The following is a 19,751-nucleotide window of genomic DNA, read 5'->3' on the forward strand; positions in this document are numbered from 1 at the left end:
ATGAAGAAACAAAAACCTTGGCTCGGCTTTTCATTGGCTCTGCTTGCCACCATGACTTGGGGTTCGCTGCCGGTCATCGCCCAACAGGCCTTAAAAGCCGTCAATGCGCCCACGTTGGTGTGGGTGCGCTTTTTAGTAGCTTCGCTGGTGTTGTTTGTGTTGTTGGGGCTGACCGGCAAGCTGCCGAGGCCGTCTGAATTTTCCAGGCAAACCTTGTTTTTATTGGTGCTGGGCATTATTGGTATTTCCGCCAACTTCGTTCTCGTTGCCCTGGGTTTGCACTATATTTCGCCGACCACCACGCAGGTGTTGTGGCAGCTCTCGCCCTTTACCATGATTTTGGTCGGAGTGGGCGTGTTTAAAGAAGCCTTTACGCACTGGCAAAAAATCGGCTTGATGCTTTTGCTGACGGGTTTGGTCATGTTTTTCAACGATAAATTCGGCGAACTTTTCAGCTTGGGCAGCTACGCAGTCGGCGTGATGATGGCGGCTTCAGGCAGCATGATTTGGGTGTGCTACGGTGTGGCGCAAAAACTTCTGTCCAAACATTTCAATTCGCAACAAATCCTGCTCATGATTTATTTTTGCAGCAGCTTTGTTTTCCTGCCATTTGCCGAACCATTGCAAATCGCCCATATCGGCAATCCGTTTTTATGGGGCTGCTTTATCTATTGCTGCCTGAACACGCTGATCGGCTACGGTTCATTCGGCGAAGCGCTCAACCATTGGGACGCTTCAAAAGTCAGTATCGTCACCACGCTGATTCCTGTGTTCACCATGATATTTTCTACCATCGGTCATCATCTCGCCCCCGATTATTTTGCCGCTTCGGATATGAATCTCGTCAGCTATGTGGGTGCCATGGTGGTTGTGGCCGGAGCCTTGCTGGCTGTGGCCGGAGAGAAAGTGGTGGGGCTTTTTTTGAGAAAGATATAAAGCATTTATTGCAAAACAGAATAAAGCAAGGCCGTCTGAAACAGGTTTCAGACGGCCTTTATATTTTCTAAATCAGATTAATGTGAAAACGGCAAATCAATAGAAGCCTTCGCGTTCTTCACGGGTGCTGATGTAGATGTTTTTCACTTGGGTGTAGGCGGCGAGCATCATTTTGTGGGTTTCGCGGCCGATACCTGAAGTTTTGTAGCCGCCAAACGGTGCGCCGGCAGGCAGGCGGTTGTAGCAGTTTACCCAAACGCGGCCGGTTTCCAATGCATTGGAAACGCGCAGGCAGCGGTTGATGTCGGTACTCCACACTGCGCCGCCCAAGCCGTATTCGCTGTCGTTGGCCATTTTGATGACTTCTTCTTCGGTTTTGAATTTAATCACGGTGGCAACCGGGCCGAAGATTTCTTCTTGGGCAACGCGGGCTTCGTTGCTGCTGGCTTCAATCAAAGTCGGTTCGACAAATTCGCCTTTGCCCAATGCGCCTTCGATTTTTTTACCGCCGGTAATGATGCGGCAGCCTTCTTGTTCACCGATTTTGACGTATTTCAAAATAGTCTCGAGTTGACCGGCGTTGACTTGCGAACCCATTTGGGTGTCGTCTTCCCAAGGCAGGCCGACTTTGATTTTTTTGAATTCTTCAGCCAATGCATTGACGAATTTGTCGTAAATGCCTTCTTGTACAAAAATGCGCGAACCTGCGCAGCAGACTTGGCCTTGGTTGAACAAAATACCTTTTTGTGCGCCTTCGAGGGCTTTGTCGAAAGGCATATCGTCGAAGAAGATGTTGGCAGATTTGCCGCCCAATTCCAAAGTGGACGGAATCAGCAATTCGGCGGCGGCGATGCCGACGCGGCGGCCGACTTCGGTTGAACCGGTAAAGGCCAGTTTGTTGAAGCCTTTGTGGTGCAGCATGTATTCGCCGGATTTGGAACCGCGGCCGGTAATCACGTTCAACACGCCTTTAGGCAGCAAGTGGTTGATTTTTTGAGCGAGGGACAACAGGCTCAATGAAGTGCTGGAAGAAGGGTGGATGACGATGGTACAACCTGCGGCCAATGCCGGAGCGATTTTCCATGCGGCCATCAAGAATGGGAAGTTCCAAGGAATGATTTGGCCGACAACGCCGATCGGTTCGCGCAGAACGATGGATAAGTCTTCGGCGTCAAGTTGGGTCGCAGTGCCTTCTTCGCCGCGGATCACGCTGGCGAAATAGCGGAAATGGTCGGAAGCCAATGGTACGTCGGCGGCGCGGGTTTCGCGGATCGGTTTGCCGTTGTCCAAGGTTTCTTGCAGGGCAAACAATTCTGCGTTTTCGTCAATCACGTCGGCGATTTTGTTCAAAATGGCCGCGCGTTCGGCAGTCGTGGTTTTGCGCCATGTTTTGAACGCTTCTTGGGCAGCGGCCACGGCAGCATCGACATCGGCATCGGTTGCGTCTGTGAACTTGGCCAATTCATCGCCATTGGCAGGGTTGTAAGAGGATAAAAGTTTGCCTTCGCTACCTTTCGTCCATTCGCCGTTGATTAAAAGACCATATTCTTTATCAAACACATTTAAATCTTTTGCCATAATACTGTCTCCTTAATGAATGGGAAGGCGTATTTCTGCGCCATAAAAACAGCTTATGCTTTTTTCTTTTTAAGTTCAAGTACTAAAAATAATAATGTTCTCAAAATTTACATTTGCAATGTTATTTCATGTAGCAGGCCGTCTGAAAAATAAAGGATTTGATTGAAATGAAAGTGCATTTGTTAATATATTTAAAGATTCAGATAGTCTGAATAGGATTTGTTATGGTATAACATCATAACTCGTTGTTTTGAAAAAGATTATGGGTTGACGGTTTCAAACATGAGGAGTATTCTCATTTATAGCTAAACAGTTTTTCAACACCCTAGGAGACTCTCTCATGAAAATGCATGCTGTGGTAGTAAACAAAGATGTAGCAGGTGATGTGGAAGTTGTTGAACGCGAACTGCGTCCGCTGGAATACGGTGAGGCGTTGGTGGAAGTTGAGTATTGCGGCGTGTGCCACACCGACTTGCACGTTGCGGCAGGCGATTACGGCGACAAACCGGGTCGCGTGTTGGGACACGAAGGCATCGGTTTGGTTAAAGAAGTTGCTGACGGTGTGAAAAATCTGAAAGTTGGCGACCGTGTCAGCATCGCATGGCTGTTCCAAAGCTGCGGTTCTTGCGAATACTGCAATACCGGCCGCGAAACCTTGTGCCGCTCTGTATTGAACGCAGGCTATACTGCCGACGGCGGTATGGCGACCCACTGTATCGTGAGTGCCGATTACGCGGTCAAAGTCCCTGAAGGCTTGGATCCTGCGCAAGCTTCGAGCATTACCTGTGCCGGTGTGACCACTTATAAAGCGATTAAAGTTTCCGGTGTCCGTCCGGGCCAATGGATTGCGATTTACGGCGCAGGCGGTTTGGGCAACTTGGCGGTTCAATACGCGAAAAAAGTATTCGGCGCACACGTTGTCGCCATCGACATTAACGATGAAAAACTGGCATTCGCTAAAGAAAGCGGCGCTGATTTAGTCATCAACGCCGCCAAAGAAGACGCTGCCAAAGTGATCCAAGAAAAAACCGGCGGCGCACACGCAGCCGTTGTTACCGCCGTATCCGCCGCCGCGTTCAACTCCGCTGTGGACTGCGTCCGTGCAGGCGGCCGCGTCGTTGCCATTGGTCTGCCGCCCGAATCTATGGACCTGTCCATCCCGCGTCTGGTCTTGGACGGCATCGAAGTGGTCGGCTCTCTGGTCGGTACCCGTAAAGATTTGGAAGAAGCATTCCAATTCGGCGCAGAGGGTTTGGTTGTGCCTAAAGTCCAGTTGCGTGCTTTGGATGAAGCGCCTGCCATCTTCCAAGAAATGCGCGAAGGTAAAATTACCGGCCGCATGGTGATTGATATGAACAAAGAGTGCAGCTGCATTCATCACTAATCAAATGATTCCGTGATAAAAAGGCCGTCTGAACAATTTCAGACGGCCTTTTTCATTGGATTGAATAACTTAAAGCGTAAAGCTACTTTCAAATACGCGGATTTCTCCGCTGATAGGATCGGTAAACTCTATTCTTTTGGCCAGAAGTTTTAAAGGTCTGTCGTAGTCTTTATCACCGGCCGCCAAGGGGGTAGGGTAAAGCGCATCGTTCATCAGCGGCATATTCAAACTCATCATATGCACGCGGAGCTGGTGTTTCTTTCCGGTATGCGGCGTGAGGCGGTAGAGGCTGAATGCGCCGCGGTTTTCGATAAGCTCGATGGTCGTGTGGGCATTGGGTTCGCCTTCCGTTTCCTGTGTGAGGAAGAATTTTTTGCCGCGTTCCATTCGGGATGAGATATGCAGCGGATAGTCCAAATCCGTCCGCGTCGGCGCCACCGCTTCATAGATTTTTCGGACGGTTTTTTCTTGGAACATGGTCTGATAATCGCGACGCGTGGCAGGGTTGAGCGAAAGCAGCATAACGCCTGCCGTATCTTTGTCCAAGCGATGAATCGGCGTAATGTCTTCAACATTCAAATGCTGCAATTCAGGCCGCAAACGCAGGCGCGTGAGCAAGGTTTCCCGCAAAAACCTGCCGCTGGGGATGACGGGCAGAAAATGCGGTTTGTCCGCCACAATCAGGTGCTCATCAATATGCAAAATCTTTTCTTCAAACGGAATACGCGGCTCGCTCTCACGGCTGGTTTCACGGTAATAAAACATCGTCTTGCCGGGTTCGAACAAGGTATTCTCATCAAACGGTACGCCATCCGCGCCCACCACAAAACCGCTGTTCAGCCGCCGCCGCCAGTTTTCTTCGCCGACAAAGGGAAAATGGGAGCATAGAAAATGCAGCAGCGGCAAGTCGTAAAACTGCTTTTCATGCGGCAAAACCAAGTAGCTGGGTTTGACACCGTTTAAAAGGGGGAGGGGATTGGTACGTTTTTTCATGCGGCGGATTGTACTCGGTTTTTAGGATTTTTTCAGACGGCCTTGTTTATATGGAAAATAAACTTCTAATAACGGATATGTAGTGATGCAGGTTTTGTGCTTAAATAGATTCTTCAAACGACCAAAGAAACTGGTTTCTTTGGAACTTGCTTTTGTGGCATAAATTAAAGAAATGATAAAGAAGCAATATTTGAGAAAAGGAGAATATTATGCAGAAAGAAATCAGCATAATCATCATGTTATCTGTGTTTTCCGTATCCGCTATGGCGGGAGAGGAAGTTCGGCTTGGCAAGAGTAAGGCATACGATAATGAGTATGAACTTGTGGCAGAGCATGAAGTCAATGAAGAAGTTTCACAATTAAATCAAGATGAGTATGCCATACATCCAATACGCAACGATAGCGGCGTCATGCAGTCAGGAAAAGTGGCTTCAGGCAGACAAGCCGTTTCCCAATACGGAAAACCTAATTTGCCGCCTGTCCGCTTAAATCCGCACCCTTCACGACCTTGATTTCAAAATCAAAGGGCTGCTCCATTTATTTGGGCAGCCCTTTTGTGTTGTTGGCTCACTCACATTTTTGTTTGCGCAAAACGAGTTTGTAATCGGTTTTAATGCTGGTTTGATCGCCAATCATCTTGAAATCATCTATCAAACAACGGTTTTCTGTACATTTCAACATGAAATCTGCACCGACCCTATGGCCGTCAAATTGTTTAAATGTTGCCCGGACGGTATGGGGAGAAGTGCCCTTGACTTGCAAAGTTTTATGGAAGTTATCAGGATGATCCTGACCAAAGCCTAAGTAGTAATGTATCGGCATGTCACACCCCATCTCCATATCGGGTTGCTTACGGATATTTGTGTCGAATTTATTGAATTGTCGGATGATTTTTTGTAGTTCAGGCGTAGTAACACGATTGTGTTCAGAGCCTAAATCCACTTTGGTCAGATAAACCTTTTTGACTAAATCTATTTTCGTTTGATTGTTTGTGGCGTTATTTGCAGCCGTCGCTTGGGAGAATAAGCTGGTGGTTAACAAGCCGATAACAAAAAGAGAGTGCAGTGTTTTCATGATGTGCATAGGGATGGGATGAAAAGAATCCAAGTATAACGGCATTGAATCTATATTGAATATGTTTCTAAGAAATTTAAGTTGAAAAGCAGGGGAGGAATTGAAATCATTGAATGTGATTCTGCAATCTGCTTTACAGGCCGTCTGAATGCGAAAACCAATTTTCAGACGGCCTTTTGATTTGTTCCCAACCTCACAAACCCTTAAAAATCAGCTATAATGCCCAACTATTTGATTTTCGCTTATCCCATATTGAAATGGCACAAAAAATTCAATCTGTAAAAGGTATGAACGACCTTTTACCTGTCGAACAAAAAGATTTTAAACTGACGGCTGCGTTTTGGCAGGCGTTTGAAGATACAGTCGGCCGTTGGACACGCGCTTACGGCTATCAGCAAATCCGTACACCGATTGTCGAGCAAACCGGTTTGTTTGTCCGCTCTATCGGCGAGGAAACCGATGTGGTTGGCAAGGAAATGTACACCTTCTCCGATTCAAACGATTCTTTGAGTTTGAGCTTGCGTCCTGAAGGTACGGCTTCTTGTTTGCGTGCGGTGGTCGAACACAACCTTCTCTACAACAGCCCGCAAAAGCTGTGGTATATGGGGCCGATGTTCCGCCGTGAGCGTCCGCAAAAAGGCCGTTATCGTCAGTTCCATCAGGTCGGTATCGAAGCTTTGGGTTTTGAAGGTCCGGATATTGATGCGGAAATCATCGCAATGTCTGCCGATTTGTGGGAAAAATTGGGTATTCGCGAATACCTGACTTTGGAAATCAACAGCTTGGGCAACCGTGAGGAACGCACGGCACACCGTGCGGCATTAGTCGAATATCTGACCCGCTATGAAGCGCAACTGGATGAAGACAGCAAACGCCGTCTGAAAACCAATCCTTTGCGCGTTTTGGATACGAAAAACCCTGATTTGCAGGAAATCTGCAACGCGGCGCCGCGTTTGGTGGATTACTTGGGCGAGGCTTCGCAAAACCACTATGCACGCTTCAAGGTGATGTTGGACGGTTTGGGTATTCAATATATTGAAAATCCGCGCTTGGTTCGTGGTTTGGATTACTACAATCAGACAGTTTTTGAGTGGACGACCGATAAACTCGGTGCGCAGGCGACTGTGTGCGGTGGCGGCCGTTACGATGGTTTGATTGAAGAACTTGGCGGCAAACCTGCACCGTCTATCGGCTTTGCAATGGGTATTGAGCGCCTGCTGCTTTTGGTGAGCGAATACGGCTCGTTGGAAGTGAACGCTGCGCCTGATGTCTATGCAATGCACCAAGGCGAAGGTGCGGACTTGCAGGTGATGAAGTACGCGCAAGCCTTGCGCGCACAAGGTTTCAATGTGATGCAGCATTCCGGCTATCAAAGCTTGAAAGCGCAAATGAAAAAAGCAGACAACAGTGGCGCACGCTTTGCCCTGATTGTGGCTCAGGATGAGCTGGCAAACGGTACGGTTACCCTGAAAGATATGCAGGGCAAACACGAACAGAAAACCGTTGCCGCCGCTGATTTGACAGACACTTTACAACAATGGAAGAACGCATAAATGGCAGCCCATTTGGAAGAACAACAAGAGTTAGACAACTTTAAATATTTTTGGAAACGCACCGGCCGTTGGATCTTTGCCTTGCTGATCGTGGCGGCTTTGGGATATTTGGGTTACACCATTTACCAAGGCCAAAAAGCTTCAAAAGATCAGGAAGCCGCCGCCGTATTGGCGCAAATGGTGGAAAAGGCGCAGCAAAAAACCGACCAAAAAGCCATCAATGCCGATTTGGCCGAATTGCAAAAAAACTATCCTGATTCCATTTCGACAGCCCAAGCTACGTTGATGGTAGCGGCGACCGAGTTTGATGCCGGCCGTTATGATGTGGCGGAAGGTCATTTGAATTGGGTGCTGAAAAACCAAAACGCACCGCTGGTTCAAGCTTTGGCGGCGCAGCGTTTGGGCGTTGTCCTGTTGCAGCAGAAAAAATACGATGCCGCCATCAATGCCCTGAATACTCAGGTTGAGGCTGATTTCGAGCCTTTGATGCTGGAAACCAAAGGCGATGTTTACGTTGCCCAAAATAAAACCAAAGAAGCCGTACAAAGTTACGAAGCTGCTTTGAGCAAAATGCCGCAAACCGCAGTAGGCCGCGAATTGCTGCAAATGAAAATCGACAGCTTGAAATAAGTTTGTTTGAAATCAAGGCCGTCTGAAGTTGTAATGACTTTTCAGACGGCCTACACTTATCCTTATCAACCGTGTTTTTAAAACACCTGCTTGTGTTCCGCTCCCGTTTTTAGGCGGCACTTGACACAGAAAGACTCAATCATGAAACCAACCATCGCACTTGTCGGCCGTCCCAATGTCGGCAAATCTACTTTATTCAACCGTTTGACGCGCACCAAAGACGCGCTCGTACATGACTTGCCAGGCCTGACCCGAGACCGACATTACGGTCATGGCAAAGTCGGCAGCAAACCTTATTTGGTCATCGATACCGGCGGTTTTGAGCCAGTTGTGGACAGTGGCATTTTGCACGAAATGGCAAAACAAACCTTGCAGGCTGTCGATGAAGCCGATGCAGTTGTGTTTTTGGTGGACGGCCGTACCGGTTTGACACCTCAAGATAAAATCATTGCCGACCGTTTGCGCCAAAGTCCGCGCCCTGTTTATTTGGCCGTGAATAAAGGTGAGGGGGGCAACAGAGCCGTGCTTGCCGCCGAGTTCTACGAACTTGCTTTGGGCGACCCTTATGTTATTTCAGGTGCACACGGCGATGGTGTGTATTATCTGATTGAAGATATTTTGGAAACCTTCCCTGAGCCTGAAAAGGAAGAGGAAGAAGCGAAACATCCTGTTTTTGCCGTTATCGGTCGTCCGAACGTCGGCAAATCTACGCTGGTTAACGCCATTCTCGGCGAAGAGCGTGTGATTGCCTTCGATATGGCAGGTACGACGCGCGACAGCATCCACATTGATTTCGAGCGCGAAGGCAAACCGTTTACCATCATCGATACCGCAGGTGTGCGCCGTCGCGGCAAAGTGGATGAAGCGGTGGAAAAATTCTCCGTTATCAAAGCCATGCAGGCGGTTGAAGCGGCAAATGTTGCTGTTTTGGTATTGGACGCGCAACAAGATATTGCCGACCAAGATGCGACGATTGCAGGTTTCGCTTTGGAAGCAGGCCGTGCCTTGGTGGTGGCGGTCAATAAATGGGACGGCATCAGCGAAGAGCGCCGCGAGCAAGTGAAACGCGATATCAACCGCAAACTGTATTTCCTTGATTTTGCTAAGTTCCACTTTATTTCTGCGTTGAAAGAGCGCGGTATAGACGGTTTGTTTGAAAGCATTCAGGCTGCCTACAATGCGGCGATGATTAAGATGCCGACACCGAAGATCACGCGTGTATTGCAAAGCGCTATCGAGCGTCAACAGCCGCCGCGTGCTGGCTTGGTGCGTCCGAAAATGCGTTATGCTCACCAAGGTGGCATGAATCCGCCGGTGATTGTGGTACACGGCAATTCGCTGCACGCCATTTCTGACAGCTATACACGCTATTTGACCCAAACGTTCCGCAAAGCCTTCAATCTGCAAGGTACGCCGCTCAGAATTCAATACAATGTTTCGGAAAACCCGTATGAAAATGCGGAAGACAAACCGAAGAAAAAACCGCTGCGCCGTGTCAGCTTGAGCAACCGTATTGAGAAACGTGAAGGCCGCAAGGAAGAGAAAAACCGCTTCAAGAAGAAAACCAAAGTCAGCGTGAAAAAACAATTCAGCAAATAAACACAAAGGCCGTCTGAACAATTTCAGACGGCCTTTTTATCATAAAAAAACAGATTGTTAGAGCTTCATGGCATATTTTTGATTGGGTTTGTCGAATTTAAAAAAACATCAAATTTGAATTGGGGATTGTTGTGAATATGGAAATGAAACAGTCGGTTTGACGTGAAGTTCCCTTATTGCTGGATTCCTAAACGGTGTGATAGAAAAAAATAGTTGGTAATTTATCCTATTCGGGGCTACAATCCCATCAAACGCCGATTTTGGCGTCTTTACAATCATAATAATGGAGCTCAAGAATATGACAGCTAAAGGACAAATGTTACAAGATCCTTTTTTGAATGCGTTGCGTAAAGAGCACGTTCCGGTTTCAATCTATTTGGTAAACGGCATCAAGCTGCAAGGCCAAGTGGAATCATTCGACCAGTACGTTGTTCTGCTGCGTAATACTTCCGTCACTCAAATGGTTTACAAACACGCTATCTCAACAATCGTTCCTGCACGCGCAGTCAGCCTGCAACACGAAAACAAACAACCTCAAGCCGCTGCCGCAGCTGCTCCGGTTCAAGTTGAGACAGCGCAACAACCTGCCGAATAAATGATGTAACGCATTCCTGTTTTTCAATACCTTACCGCTTTTGCGGTAGGGTATTTTTATTTTCAGACGACCTTTATCATGCTGCTTGAAAACATTCTTCCCTTTGCCCACTCCCTATTACGACAAGCCTTAAAAGCAGGCAGCCGCGCTTTGGATGCGACGGCTGGAAACGGGTATGATACTTTGCTGTTGGCGCAGTCGGTTGGCGAGACGGGTAGGGTGTGGGCGTTTGATGTGCAATCTAAAGCACTGGAGCAGACCCAAGGCCGTCTGAAAGAAAACGGCGTAGATGGTCGGGTAGTCCTGATACATGACGGCCATGAAAACCTTTTATCTTATATCGACGAGCCTTTAGATGCCGCAGTATTTAATTTCGGTTGGCTGCCGGGTGGCGATAAAAGCTGTACGACTGAGGCGGTAAGCAGCATCCGTGCGTTGACGGATACTTTGGGTTTGCTGAAAGAGGGCGGGCTTGCCGTGGCGGTATTGTATCCGGGGCATGAAGCCGGCCGAATAGAGGCTGAGGCGATTGTGCCATGGGCGGAAACTTTGCCGCAGGAAGCATTTGCCGTGTTACGCTATGGCTTTGTCAACCGCCGCAGTGCGCCTCCCTATCTGCTGGCGATTGAAAAGTTGCGTCAGAAATAGATGTTTGCGGTAAAATAGCTGCTTTGTTTTTCAACCCTTGACATAAGAAACTGCCATGCAATATCTGTTTGTAAAATACAGCCATCAGATTTTCGTTGCCATTACCATCCTGTTGTTCAACATCCGTTTTTTCCTGCTCTGGCGTCATCCTGAGAAGCCGTTGGCAGGCATTTGGAAAGCCATGCCGCATTTGAACGACACCATGTTGCTGTTTACCGGCTTGTGGCTGATGAAGATTACCCATTTTTCGCCGTTCAATGCGCCGTGGCTCGGCATGAAAATCCTGCTGTTGCTGGTTTATATTGTGTTGGGCATGATTATGATGCGTTCGCGTCCGCGTTCGCCGAAATTCTATATCGTCTACGTTTTGGCCATGTCGTGTGTTGCCACGATTGTTTTCCTTGCCAAAACCAAAACGCTGCCGTTTTAAAAGAGGCCGTCTGAAATGTATCCGCATTTTGCCGTTATCGCTTTGGGCAGCAATCTTGCCAATCCTGCCGAACAGGTTCGCGCCGCTTTGGCCGAATTGGCCGCGCATCCGGATATCAGGCTCGAAAAAACATCTTCCCTGTATCTGACTGCGCCGGTCGGCTATGACGATCAGCCCGATTTTGTGAACGCCGTTTGTACCGTGAAAACATCATTGGACGGCGTGGCGCTGTTGGCGGAGTTAAACCGCATCGAGGCCGAATTTGGGCGCGAACGTACTTTCCGTAATGCGCCGCGTACTTTGGATTTGGACATTATCGATTTTGACGGTATCCGCAGTGATGACCCGCATCTGACCTTGCCGCACCCGCGCGCGCATGAGCGCAGTTTCGTTATGTTGCCGCTGGCCGAAATCCTTCCGGATTTCGAGTTGGGCGAGCATGGCCGTGCGGCTGATTTGGCTCAGGCTTTGGGCGGGAAGGGTATTCGCCTGTTGAAAGAATAAAGGCCGTCTGAAAAACGGACTAAAACAAGAAAGGGCGTGTTGGACACGCCTTTTTTGCTATAAAATATTGTTGGGAAACACATTACAAAGAGTTACTATGAATCCTCGTTATATTGTTGTCGAAGGTGCCATCGGTAGCGGCAAGACCGCTTTGAGCCGCCGCTTGGCAGAGCATTTCAGCGCGTTGCTGTTGTCGGAGAATCCGGATCACAATCCGTTTCTCATGAAGTTTTACAGCAATATTTCCAATAATGGCTTGGCTGCCGAGCTTTTCTTCCTGACGCGCCGCGCTGAAAGCGTGAATATTATTGAAGACCAATGCGCGCAAGGCGGAATGGTGGTGGCTGATTTTCTATTGGAAAAAGACCGTATTTTTACGCCTATCGTTTTGAATGATGACGAGCAGCAGCTTTTTACCGATATGAAGCAACGCATTCTGCCGCAATACGCGGAGCCCGATGTGGTGATTTATCTGCAAACCGCCGTCGAAAACAACCGCAAACGCCTGCAAAAACGTCACGAAGGCATTATCAGCTTGTTCCCCGAAGGCTATTTGGGACGGGTGCATGACGAATACAGCCATTTCTTCCATTTGTATCAAAGCGCGCCTTTGCTGACCGTCAATGCCGATGAGTTGGATTTGGCCGGCAATGACGACCACTTCCAGCTTTTGTTGCGCGCATTGGAAGATTTTCAAGGTACGCGCAGTTATTTGAATTTAAGCGAAAAATAAACGCAGGCTAGGTTTAGGCCGTCTGAAAGGAATAATATGTCAAAATATCAATTCACACTCCCTTCTTCTTCCGGCAGCGATTTTAACTCCGCCGAACATTTGCCGTTGGTTGTCTATTTTTATCCTAAAGACAGCACGCCCGGCTGTACCACCGAAGGTTTGGATTTCAATGCCCGATTGGAGCAATTCAAAGCATTGGGCTATACCGTTGTCGGTATTTCGCGTGATGGTGTCAAATCGCATCAGAATTTCTGCGCCAAACAAGGCTTTCAGTTTGAATTGTTGAGCGACAAAGAAGAAACCGTCTGCAAACTGTTTGACGTGATCAAGCTGAAAAAGCTTTACGGCAAAGAATCCCTCGGCATCGAGCGCAGCACCTTTGTGTTGGACGAAAACGGCGAAATCGCCCATGAATGGCGCAAAGTCAAAGTAGCCGGACACGCGCAGGAAGTGTTGGATACAATTTCTCAAGTCTCTTGATAGGGCTTTGAAAACCTAAGGCCGTCTGAACGGATGTAAAGTCATGCCGTTCAGACGGCCTTTCAATACAGTTTGATGAATATGGACGATTTAATAGACAAGCTGCTTGAATCCCTTTGGCTGCAAGACAGGCTCAGCCACAATACGCTGCAAAGTTACTGCCGTGATTTGGTCAAAGTTGCTGCGCGTTTGGCCGAGGGCGGGCAGGATTGGTTGAGTGCCGATGAATTTGCCCTGTCTGATGCCGTGTATGCAGAGGGAGAAAAAAACACGTCCCAAGCGCGGGCATTGTCGGCTTGCAAGCGCATGTACGGCTGGTTGGAAGAAACAGGCCAAAGAGCAGACAATCCCACCCGTTTTCTCAAAGCGCCGAAATCGGAACGCAAACTGCCCACGTTGATTACCGAAGCCCAAATCGACGCGCTGCTGGCTGCACCGGATGTGGAAACGCCGCACGGACTGCGCGACAAAGCCTTGCTCGAAGTCATGTATGCAACAGGTTTACGCGTGACCGAAGCCGTCAAATTGACGCTCAGCGATATCGATTTATATCGCGGCAGTATCCGTACCATAGGCAAGGGTGACAAATTGCGTTTGGTTCCGTTGGGACAGGAAGCAGCGTATTGGGTGGAACGCTATTGCAACGAATCGCGCCCGTTGTTGCTAAAAAACAAAATCTGCGACGAAGTGTTTGTCAGCCAGAAACGCAGCGGCATCAGTCGTCAGCTTGCATGGATGATAGTCAAAGAATATGCCGAAGCGGCCGGTATTGCTTCGCTCAGCCCGCACGGCTTGCGCCATGCTTTTGCCACGCATTTGGTCAATCACGGCGTTGATTTGCGTTCGGTCCAGATGATGTTGGGACATTCCGACATCAATACCACGCAGATTTATACCCATGTTGCCAATATCCGTTTGAAAAACATGGTCGATGAACACCATTCCCGTTCATAAATAAAGGCGGCATCTCGAAGATGCCGCTTTTTGTTATTGAGGCCGTCTGAACGGTTATAAAGTTTATTATTTATAAAATAACAATCAAAATACAAATTTACATAGAAAAATTTCAAAGCAAAAGGACTGTGTCAATATTGCAATGCAAACCGTTTTTATTTATATTTACGTTCAAGAATAAATCCTACTCTCAATTACAGAGGGTAACAAAATTATTGGAGCACATCATGTTTGTCTGCATCTGCAACGCCATTACTGACCACGACATCAAAGAGACCATCGCCGCCGGTGCAACCACCATGAGCGATTTGCAGGCTCAATTGGGCGTGGCGACTTGTTGCGGTTGCTGCGGCGAATTGGCAGCGTCGTTTTTGACTGCAAGCAGTGCCCAAAATACCGTGACTGCCGGTATCAACGTTCAATCTTAATTTCAGAATACACACAAAGGCCGTCTGAAGGCGTGATAGAAATCCTTGATTTCGTTTCGCGCCTGTTCAGACGGCCTTTGTCATGCCTGTATGGTTTGGTGGCATTTTGCTATACAATGGCCGCTTTTGTCCCTCCGAGAGTAACCGCCATGAAACTGACCTTGATGTTTCGGGAGTATTGCAGCCTGTGCCACAAAATGCGCGAACAATTAAAACCTTATCAGGAGCAGTTTGGATTTGAGCTGGATATTGTCGATGTTGATGAAGATCCGGTTTTAGAAGAAAAGTACAATGAGCTGGTGCCTGTTTTGCTGGATGGCGATACCGAAATCTGCCATTGGTTTTTGGACGAAGAAAAACTGAAAGCGCATTTGAGCGCATAACAAACCGTTGACCATATTATCTTTCAGACGGCCTTTGGCTGTTTATGCCGTCTGAACATTGATTTTATTATGACTGAAAAACTTTCTCCCGATGCGCTGATTGAAGCGGCGCTGTTGACGCAAGTCGAACCCTTAAACGAAAAAGCCATGCGTGAATTGTGCGTGCCGCCGTTGTCGCAAGACAAGTTAATTGATGTGTTGGCGCAACTGAAGGCCCGTTGGCAGGGCAGGGCTTTGCAACTGGTGCATACCCATGAGGGCTGGCGTTTCCAAATCGCCCAAGCTGCCTTTGAACGACTTGGCAGCCTGCAAGAGCAGCGCGCGCCGCGTTATTCCCGCGCCGTGATGGAAACGCTGGCGATTATTGCCTATCAGCAGCCGGTAACGCGTGGCGATATCGAAGGCATACGCGGCGTAGCGGTGTCGCAAAATGTCATGCAAACCTTGCAGGATAGGGGCTGGATTGAAGTCATCGGCCACCGTGATTCTGTCGGCCGTCCGGCTTTGTGGGCAACAACGGCAACATTCTTAAGCGATTTGCGTTTGGAAAGTTTGGAAGAATTGCCGCCACTGACTGAATTGGGTGAACTGGTGTTGCCTGATTTGATGGAAACGCCGCCGACAGGCGATGAGGAGGCTGAAGAAACAGTAGAATCAGGAAGCAGACTGATTAACTGATTTGAATGTAAAGGCCGTCTGAAACAATCGTGTTTCAGACGGCCTTTATTGTTGTGTAACATCATGATTTTAAATAAAATTTTCGTTTAGTTTTGTAACTCATTGATTTTGTGATATAATTTAAAAATTATTAGAATAAATATCTCTCATTCTGTAATAGTTTGAGAAGGCATACGGAAACGTTTCCCTCTTTATCAATCGGCAGCCCGTTTGTTCTTCAAATATGCGCTGTATCAACTACGGAACCGATATGAAATTCAAACAATTCATTCAAAACAAATCTTCTTTCAACCCAAGCGTGGTCGGTATTACGCTTTTCTTCGTCCTTTTGCTTTTGTCAGCTGCTTTGGTTTGGCCTCAAAATACTGAGGCTTTGTTAAATGCCATGAAGCAGTTTATTTTTCAAAATGTCAGTTGGTTTTACATTCTGACTTTCTCTGTATTCCTTATTTTCTTATTGGCGCTTCCCATCAGCAGCTTCGGCAGTATCAGGTTGGGTACAAACGAGGATGAACCTGAGTTTTCGTTTTTATCATGGCTGGCTATGCTGTTTGCAGCCGGTATGGGCGTGGGCTTGATGTTTTTCGGGGTGGCCGAGCCTTTATCGCATTTCTCTTCCTCGATTGCCAAAGGCAATGCGCAAGAGGCGATTCTGCATACGGTGTTCCACTGGGGGATTCATGCCTGGGCAATCTATGGAATCATTGCGCTTGCCTTGGCGTATTTCGGTTTCCGCTATAAATTGCCGCTGGCGTTGCGCTCCTGCTTTTATCCGATTTTAAAAGACAAAATCAACGGCAAAATGGGCGATGCCATCGATGTGATGGCTTTGATTGCGACTTTGTTCGGTATTATCACAACCTTGGGATTTGGCGCGGCACAAATGGGTTCCGGTTTGTTGAAGATGGGCTGGGTGCAGGACAACAGCTATGTCTTGCAGGTCGGCATTATCGTTGTTGTGATGGCGATTGCCATATTTTCCGCAACTTCGGGCGTGGGCAAAGGCGTCAAAATTTTGAGTGAAACCAACTTGGTATTGGCACTGTCATTGCTGTTGTTTGTCTTGTTGAGTATGCCGACGACGTATTTGATTTTCGCATTCAGCGACAATTTGGGCACTTATCTGAGTAACTTCGTTTCGTTCAGCTTTAAGTCATATACCTACGAGCCTGAGCATACAAAATGGTTTACCGGCTGGACGGTGTTGTATTGGGCTTGGTGGTGTTCGTGGTCGCCTTTTGTCGGTTTGTTCATTGCCCGAATTTCGCGAGGCAGAACTATCCGCGAATTTATTTTTGGTGTATTGGCAGTGCCTAGCCTGATGAGTATTTTGTGGTTTACTGTATTTGGCAATTCGGCCTTGTGGCTGGACACGCATGTGGCAAACGGCGCGTTGTCTGCCTTGACCAACGAGCCTGAAAAACTGTTGTTTGCCTTTTTGAATTATCTGCCGTGGCCGGTTGTCAGCAGCTTGGTGGCATTGCTGGTGATTGCGCTGTTTTTTATCACTTCTGCCGACTCGGGCATTTATGTGCTAAACAATATTGCTTCGCGCGATAAAGGGCTGGCTTCGCCCAAGTGGCAATCGGTTATGTGGGGTGTGTTGATTTCGGCTGTGGCTATTGTGTTGTTGGGTGCCGGCGGTTTGCCTATTTTGCAAACCATGACCCTGATTGCGTCTCTGCCGTTTGCGGTGTTGATGATTTTTATGATGGTTTCTTTGTGGAAAGCCCTGAACAACGATGCCAACTATTTTGCAACCGCCGTCAATCCGAGCAGTATTTTCTGGTCGGGCGATCATTGGAGGGAACGCCTTGGCCAAATGATGAATCAGACGCAGGAAGTCGATATCATCAAATTTATGAAAAATACGGTGCTTCCGGCAATGCAGGAATTGAAAAACGAATTGACCGAAAAATACAATATGGACGTAGAAATCCGTTGCCTGTTGCAACAGGATGAGCCGTCGGTGGAGCTGGTGGTGCATAAAGGGACGGTAAGGGATTTTGTCTATGGGATTAAATCCGTAAAGCGGGAAATTACCGACCAGTTGATTCGCGAAGACAGCCTGCCTCATTTCAAATATGAGGCAACATTCATACCGTTGACGTATTTCTCGGATGGGCGCGATGGATACGATGTGCAGTATATGACGCAAAAAGAATTGATTGCCGATATGCTCAAGCAGTATGAGCGTTATCTGAACCTGCTTGCCGGAGTGGGGCAGGAATTGATGGGGCATGAACAAGTAGAGCTGGCAGAGTAAAATAAATTTAGGCCGTCTGAACATGTAGCAATATTCAGACAGCCTTTTTATTGCCTGCTTAAAAAATAATTTGTTTAAAATAAATATCTTAGATAAATTATAAGAAAAATCTGATTCAAACTATAAAAAATCTTAGTTATAATCAGTTTATCTAAAGATATTCTGCATGAGTGCGGGTAATTTACTAAGGAATACTACAATGCTGTTGGCACTTTCTTTGCGTGATTTTGTCATTGTTGAAAACCTGAATCTTGATTTTCAAAACGGCTTTACCGTATTGACGGGCGAGACCGGCGCAGGCAAATCGATTACTCTGGATGCGATTGGCCTGTTGTTGGGCGACAAAGCCGATTACAGCCAAGTGCGCAGCGGCGCCAAAGAAGCGCAGTTGTCGGCTTTGTTCGACATCAGCGGTTTGCCCGAACTGAAAGCGCAACTGCAGGAGCAAGGCCTTTTGGAAGAAGATGCCGAAGAGCTCAGCATCCGCCGTATTATCGATGCCAAGGGTAAAAGTCGCAGTTATATCAATAATCAGGCAGCAACATTGGCGCAGCTGAAAGCTATTGGCGAGCAGTTAATCGATATTCACGGCCAAAATGCCCATCATTCGTTGAATCAAGAGTCTGCGCAACGCGAGTTGTTGGACGCATTTGCCGGCAGCAAAGAGCAGGCAGAAACGGTCAAACAGCTTTATCAAAATTGGGTCAATGCGAAAAAAGCCCTGCAAGAAGCGCAAGAACAGGCAGAAACCATGGCCATCGAGCGCGAGCGTTTGGAATGGCAGTTTAATGAATTAAACCAATTGGAGCTCAAACCCAACGAATGGGAAACCTTAAGCCAAAGCCACGACAGCCTGGCGCATTCGGCCGAGTTGCTGCAAACCGCCGAGCAGGTGGGCGACAGTATAGACGGAGACAACGGCATCCAACGTCAAATCTATCAATGCCAAAAACTGCTTGGCAATCTGCAAAACATTGAGCCGCGCTTTGCCGAGAGCCTGAATATGTTGGCAAGTATTGAAGCAGAATTGGGTGAAATCAGTGCCAATATGCGCGATGTAGCCGGTCGCAGCGATATCGATCCTAATGAATTGGCCGCACAAGAAAGCCGTATGGGCGAATTGATGAGCATGGCGCGCAAATATCGCATTGAGCCGGAAGAGTTGCCGCAAAAGTTGGCAGAAATCGACGAGCGCCTGCAAAATCTGCAAGCGGCTGCCGATTTGGAAGCCTTGGAAAATACAGTCGCACGCAATCTTGCCGAATACCACGAAGCAGCGCATATTCTTTCTGCCATGCGCCATCAGGCAGCCGGCCGTTTGGGCGAAGAAACAACCGAGCATATGCAACATTTGGCCATGAAGGGCGCACGTTTTGACATCGTCTTGTTGCCGTCTTCGCCGACCGCACATGGTCTGGAGCAGGTGCAATTCCAAGTGGCGGCAAATAAAGGCAATCCGTCCCGTCCTTTGAATAAAGTGGCTTCCGGCGGCGAATTGGCGCGTATCAGCTTGGCTTTGCAAGTGGTTGCCAGCCAATATACGCAAGTGCCGACATTGATTTTTGACGAAGTGGATACCGGTATTGGTGGCGGCGTTGCAGAAATGGTCGGTAAAGCTTTGCGTGCCTTAGGTAAAAAACATCAAGTCTTGGCAGTAACCCATCTTCCTCAAGTTGCCTCTTGCGGTGAAAACCATTGGCAGGTCCGCAAGCATAGCGAAGGCGAACAAACTGTCAGCGAAATCAGCGTCTTGAACCATCATCAGCGCATTGAGGAAATCGCGCGTATGCTGGGTGGCGAAATCATTACCGATACCACACGCAGCCATGCTGCCGAACTCTTGCATTTGGCAGCTGCCTAAAAGCCTAAAGGCCGTCTGAAAATAGGATTCAGACGGCCTTTTCT

21 protein-coding genes are annotated in these 19,751 nt (G+C 48.0%); 18 read left to right on the forward strand and 3 right to left on the reverse strand.

Annotated elements, in window-relative coordinates; all coding sequences use genetic code 11:
• Complete coding sequence (locus HMPREF2560_RS09725; RefSeq protein WP_070607899.1) at positions 1-936, forward strand: DMT family transporter; 936 nt, start codon at positions 1-3, stop codon at positions 934-936.
• 96 nt (positions 937-1,032) lie between these two features.
• Here HMPREF2560_RS09725 and HMPREF2560_RS09730 read toward each other — a convergent pair whose 3' ends face one another.
• The gene (locus HMPREF2560_RS09730) at positions 1,033-2,514 is read right to left on the reverse strand and encodes an aldehyde dehydrogenase family protein (RefSeq protein WP_049335482.1); all 1,482 of its coding nucleotides are present in this window, start codon (positions 2,512-2,514) and stop codon (positions 1,033-1,035) included.
• Between the two features lie 340 nt (positions 2,515-2,854).
• Here HMPREF2560_RS09730 and adhP point away from each other — a divergent pair, with 340 nt between their 5' ends.
• On the forward strand, positions 2,855-3,898 hold the full coding sequence (adhP, locus tag HMPREF2560_RS09735) for an alcohol dehydrogenase AdhP (protein ID WP_083306176.1): 1,044 nt from the start codon (positions 2,855-2,857) through the stop codon (positions 3,896-3,898).
• Positions 3,899-3,967: 69 nt separating this feature from the next.
• On the opposite strand, the gene HMPREF2560_RS09740 is transcribed toward adhP, so the two are convergent.
• The gene (locus HMPREF2560_RS09740; RefSeq protein ID WP_070607898.1) at positions 3,968-4,891 is read right to left on the reverse strand and encodes an RluA family pseudouridine synthase; all 924 of its coding nucleotides are present in this window, start codon (positions 4,889-4,891) and stop codon (positions 3,968-3,970) included.
• 209 nt (positions 4,892-5,100) lie between these two features.
• Here HMPREF2560_RS09740 and HMPREF2560_RS09745 point away from each other — a divergent pair, with 209 nt between their 5' ends.
• Entirely contained in the window at positions 5,101-5,403 is a 303-nt protein-coding gene (locus HMPREF2560_RS09745) for a hypothetical protein (RefSeq protein ID WP_070607896.1), read from the forward strand.
• A gap of 55 nt (positions 5,404-5,458) precedes the next feature.
• Here the strand turns inward: HMPREF2560_RS09745 and HMPREF2560_RS09750 are convergent, their stop codons facing one another.
• Entirely contained in the window at positions 5,459-5,965 is a 507-nt protein-coding gene (locus HMPREF2560_RS09750) for a hypothetical protein (RefSeq protein ID WP_283116368.1), read from the reverse strand.
• Positions 5,966-6,222: 257 nt separating this feature from the next.
• Here HMPREF2560_RS09750 and hisS point away from each other — a divergent pair, with 257 nt between their 5' ends.
• From hisS to recN, 15 genes are all read left to right on the forward strand, one after another.
• Positions 6,223-7,518, forward strand: coding sequence for a histidine--tRNA ligase (hisS, locus tag HMPREF2560_RS09755; protein ID WP_070607893.1), 1,296 nt, complete (start codon positions 6,223-6,225; stop codon positions 7,516-7,518).
• Positions 7,519-8,148: a YfgM family protein gene (locus HMPREF2560_RS09760; RefSeq protein ID WP_070607891.1), complete on the forward strand. Its 630-nt coding sequence runs from the start codon at positions 7,519-7,521 to the stop codon at positions 8,146-8,148.
• Positions 8,149-8,289: 141 nt separating this feature from the next.
• Positions 8,290-9,747, forward strand: coding sequence for a ribosome biogenesis GTPase Der (der, locus tag HMPREF2560_RS09765; RefSeq protein ID WP_049331367.1), 1,458 nt, complete (start codon positions 8,290-8,292; stop codon positions 9,745-9,747).
• A gap of 298 nt (positions 9,748-10,045) precedes the next feature.
• The gene (gene hfq / locus HMPREF2560_RS09770; RefSeq protein WP_003683208.1) at positions 10,046-10,342 is read left to right on the forward strand and encodes an RNA chaperone Hfq; all 297 of its coding nucleotides are present in this window, start codon (positions 10,046-10,048) and stop codon (positions 10,340-10,342) included.
• 78 nt (positions 10,343-10,420) lie between these two features.
• Positions 10,421-10,990, forward strand: coding sequence for a tRNA 5-(aminomethyl)-2-thiouridylate-methyltransferase MnmM (locus tag HMPREF2560_RS09775; RefSeq protein ID WP_070607886.1), 570 nt, complete (start codon positions 10,421-10,423; stop codon positions 10,988-10,990).
• Positions 10,991-11,045: 55 nt separating this feature from the next.
• Positions 11,046-11,420: a SirB2 family protein gene (locus HMPREF2560_RS09780; RefSeq protein WP_003681989.1), complete on the forward strand. Its 375-nt coding sequence runs from the start codon at positions 11,046-11,048 to the stop codon at positions 11,418-11,420.
• A 15-nt stretch (positions 11,421-11,435) separates the two neighbouring features.
• Positions 11,436-11,924 (forward strand): 2-amino-4-hydroxy-6-hydroxymethyldihydropteridine diphosphokinase, encoded by a 489-nt coding sequence (folK, locus tag HMPREF2560_RS09785; protein ID WP_070607884.1) that lies wholly within the window; start codon positions 11,436-11,438, stop codon positions 11,922-11,924.
• Between the two features lie 97 nt (positions 11,925-12,021).
• Positions 12,022-12,657: a deoxynucleoside kinase gene (locus tag HMPREF2560_RS09790; protein ID WP_070607881.1), complete on the forward strand. Its 636-nt coding sequence runs from the start codon at positions 12,022-12,024 to the stop codon at positions 12,655-12,657.
• Between the two features lie 36 nt (positions 12,658-12,693).
• Positions 12,694-13,137 carry a peroxiredoxin gene (locus HMPREF2560_RS09795; RefSeq protein ID WP_070607880.1) on the forward strand — a complete coding sequence of 148 codons (444 nt, stop codon included), beginning with the start codon at positions 12,694-12,696 and terminating at the stop codon, positions 13,135-13,137.
• Between the two features lie 81 nt (positions 13,138-13,218).
• Positions 13,219-14,091, forward strand: coding sequence for a site-specific tyrosine recombinase XerD (xerD, locus tag HMPREF2560_RS09800; RefSeq protein ID WP_210385467.1), 873 nt, complete (start codon positions 13,219-13,221; stop codon positions 14,089-14,091).
• A 227-nt stretch (positions 14,092-14,318) separates the two neighbouring features.
• Complete coding sequence (locus HMPREF2560_RS09805; protein ID WP_003681978.1) at positions 14,319-14,519, forward strand: (2Fe-2S)-binding protein; 201 nt, start codon at positions 14,319-14,321, stop codon at positions 14,517-14,519.
• Positions 14,520-14,668: 149 nt separating this feature from the next.
• A complete protein-coding gene (locus tag HMPREF2560_RS09810) occupies positions 14,669-14,902 on the forward strand; it encodes a glutaredoxin family protein (protein WP_036472354.1) in 234 nt (77 codons plus the stop codon).
• A gap of 69 nt (positions 14,903-14,971) precedes the next feature.
• Positions 14,972-15,580 carry an SMC-Scp complex subunit ScpB gene (locus HMPREF2560_RS09815; protein ID WP_070607876.1) on the forward strand — a complete coding sequence of 203 codons (609 nt, stop codon included), beginning with the start codon at positions 14,972-14,974 and terminating at the stop codon, positions 15,578-15,580.
• Positions 15,581-15,830: 250 nt separating this feature from the next.
• Positions 15,831-17,846, forward strand: a complete 2,016-nt coding sequence (locus HMPREF2560_RS09820; protein ID WP_070829612.1) for a BCCT family transporter — start codon at positions 15,831-15,833, stop codon at positions 17,844-17,846.
• Between the two features lie 199 nt (positions 17,847-18,045).
• Entirely contained in the window at positions 18,046-19,707 is a 1,662-nt protein-coding gene (gene recN, locus HMPREF2560_RS09825) for a DNA repair protein RecN (protein ID WP_070607873.1), read from the forward strand.
• Positions 19,708-19,751: the final 44 nt, after the last annotated feature.

Source organism: Neisseria sp. HMSC078H04 (genome assembly GCF_001838135.1).
In the GTDB taxonomy this organism is placed as follows: domain Bacteria; phylum Pseudomonadota; class Gammaproteobacteria; order Burkholderiales; family Neisseriaceae; genus Neisseria.

Coding starts and splice junctions, on each gene's coding strand:
- HMPREF2560_RS09795 (WP_070607880.1), top strand. CDS start 12,694: ATGTCAAAATATCAATTCACACTCCCTTCTTCTTCCGGCAGCGATTTT.
- hisS (WP_070607893.1), top strand. CDS start 6,223: ATGGCACAAAAAATTCAATCTGTAAAAGGTATGAACGACCTTTTACCT.
- HMPREF2560_RS09805 (WP_003681978.1), top strand. CDS start 14,319: ATGTTTGTCTGCATCTGCAACGCCATTACTGACCACGACATCAAAGAG.
- xerD (WP_210385467.1), top strand. CDS start 13,219: ATGGACGATTTAATAGACAAGCTGCTTGAATCCCTTTGGCTGCAAGAC.
- HMPREF2560_RS09760 (WP_070607891.1), top strand. CDS start 7,519: ATGGCAGCCCATTTGGAAGAACAACAAGAGTTAGACAACTTTAAATAT.
- HMPREF2560_RS09790 (WP_070607881.1), top strand. CDS start 12,022: ATGAATCCTCGTTATATTGTTGTCGAAGGTGCCATCGGTAGCGGCAAG.
- adhP (WP_083306176.1), top strand. CDS start 2,855: ATGAAAATGCATGCTGTGGTAGTAAACAAAGATGTAGCAGGTGATGTG.
- folK (WP_070607884.1), top strand. CDS start 11,436: ATGTATCCGCATTTTGCCGTTATCGCTTTGGGCAGCAATCTTGCCAAT.
- HMPREF2560_RS09810 (WP_036472354.1), top strand. CDS start 14,669: ATGAAACTGACCTTGATGTTTCGGGAGTATTGCAGCCTGTGCCACAAA.
- der (WP_049331367.1), top strand. CDS start 8,290: ATGAAACCAACCATCGCACTTGTCGGCCGTCCCAATGTCGGCAAATCT.
- HMPREF2560_RS09730 (WP_049335482.1), bottom strand. CDS start 2,514: ATGGCAAAAGATTTAAATGTGTTTGATAAAGAATATGGTCTTTTAATC.
- HMPREF2560_RS09740 (WP_070607898.1), bottom strand. CDS start 4,891: ATGAAAAAACGTACCAATCCCCTCCCCCTTTTAAACGGTGTCAAACCC.
- HMPREF2560_RS09820 (WP_070829612.1), top strand. CDS start 15,831: ATGAAATTCAAACAATTCATTCAAAACAAATCTTCTTTCAACCCAAGC.
- HMPREF2560_RS09780 (WP_003681989.1), top strand. CDS start 11,046: ATGCAATATCTGTTTGTAAAATACAGCCATCAGATTTTCGTTGCCATT.
- HMPREF2560_RS09725 (WP_070607899.1), top strand. CDS start 1: ATGAAGAAACAAAAACCTTGGCTCGGCTTTTCATTGGCTCTGCTTGCC.
- recN (WP_070607873.1), top strand. CDS start 18,046: ATGCTGTTGGCACTTTCTTTGCGTGATTTTGTCATTGTTGAAAACCTG.
- HMPREF2560_RS09745 (WP_070607896.1), top strand. CDS start 5,101: ATGCAGAAAGAAATCAGCATAATCATCATGTTATCTGTGTTTTCCGTA.
- HMPREF2560_RS09750 (WP_283116368.1), bottom strand. CDS start 5,965: ATGAAAACACTGCACTCTCTTTTTGTTATCGGCTTGTTAACCACCAGC.
- HMPREF2560_RS09775 (WP_070607886.1), top strand. CDS start 10,421: ATGCTGCTTGAAAACATTCTTCCCTTTGCCCACTCCCTATTACGACAA.
- HMPREF2560_RS09815 (WP_070607876.1), top strand. CDS start 14,972: ATGACTGAAAAACTTTCTCCCGATGCGCTGATTGAAGCGGCGCTGTTG.
- hfq (WP_003683208.1), top strand. CDS start 10,046: ATGACAGCTAAAGGACAAATGTTACAAGATCCTTTTTTGAATGCGTTG.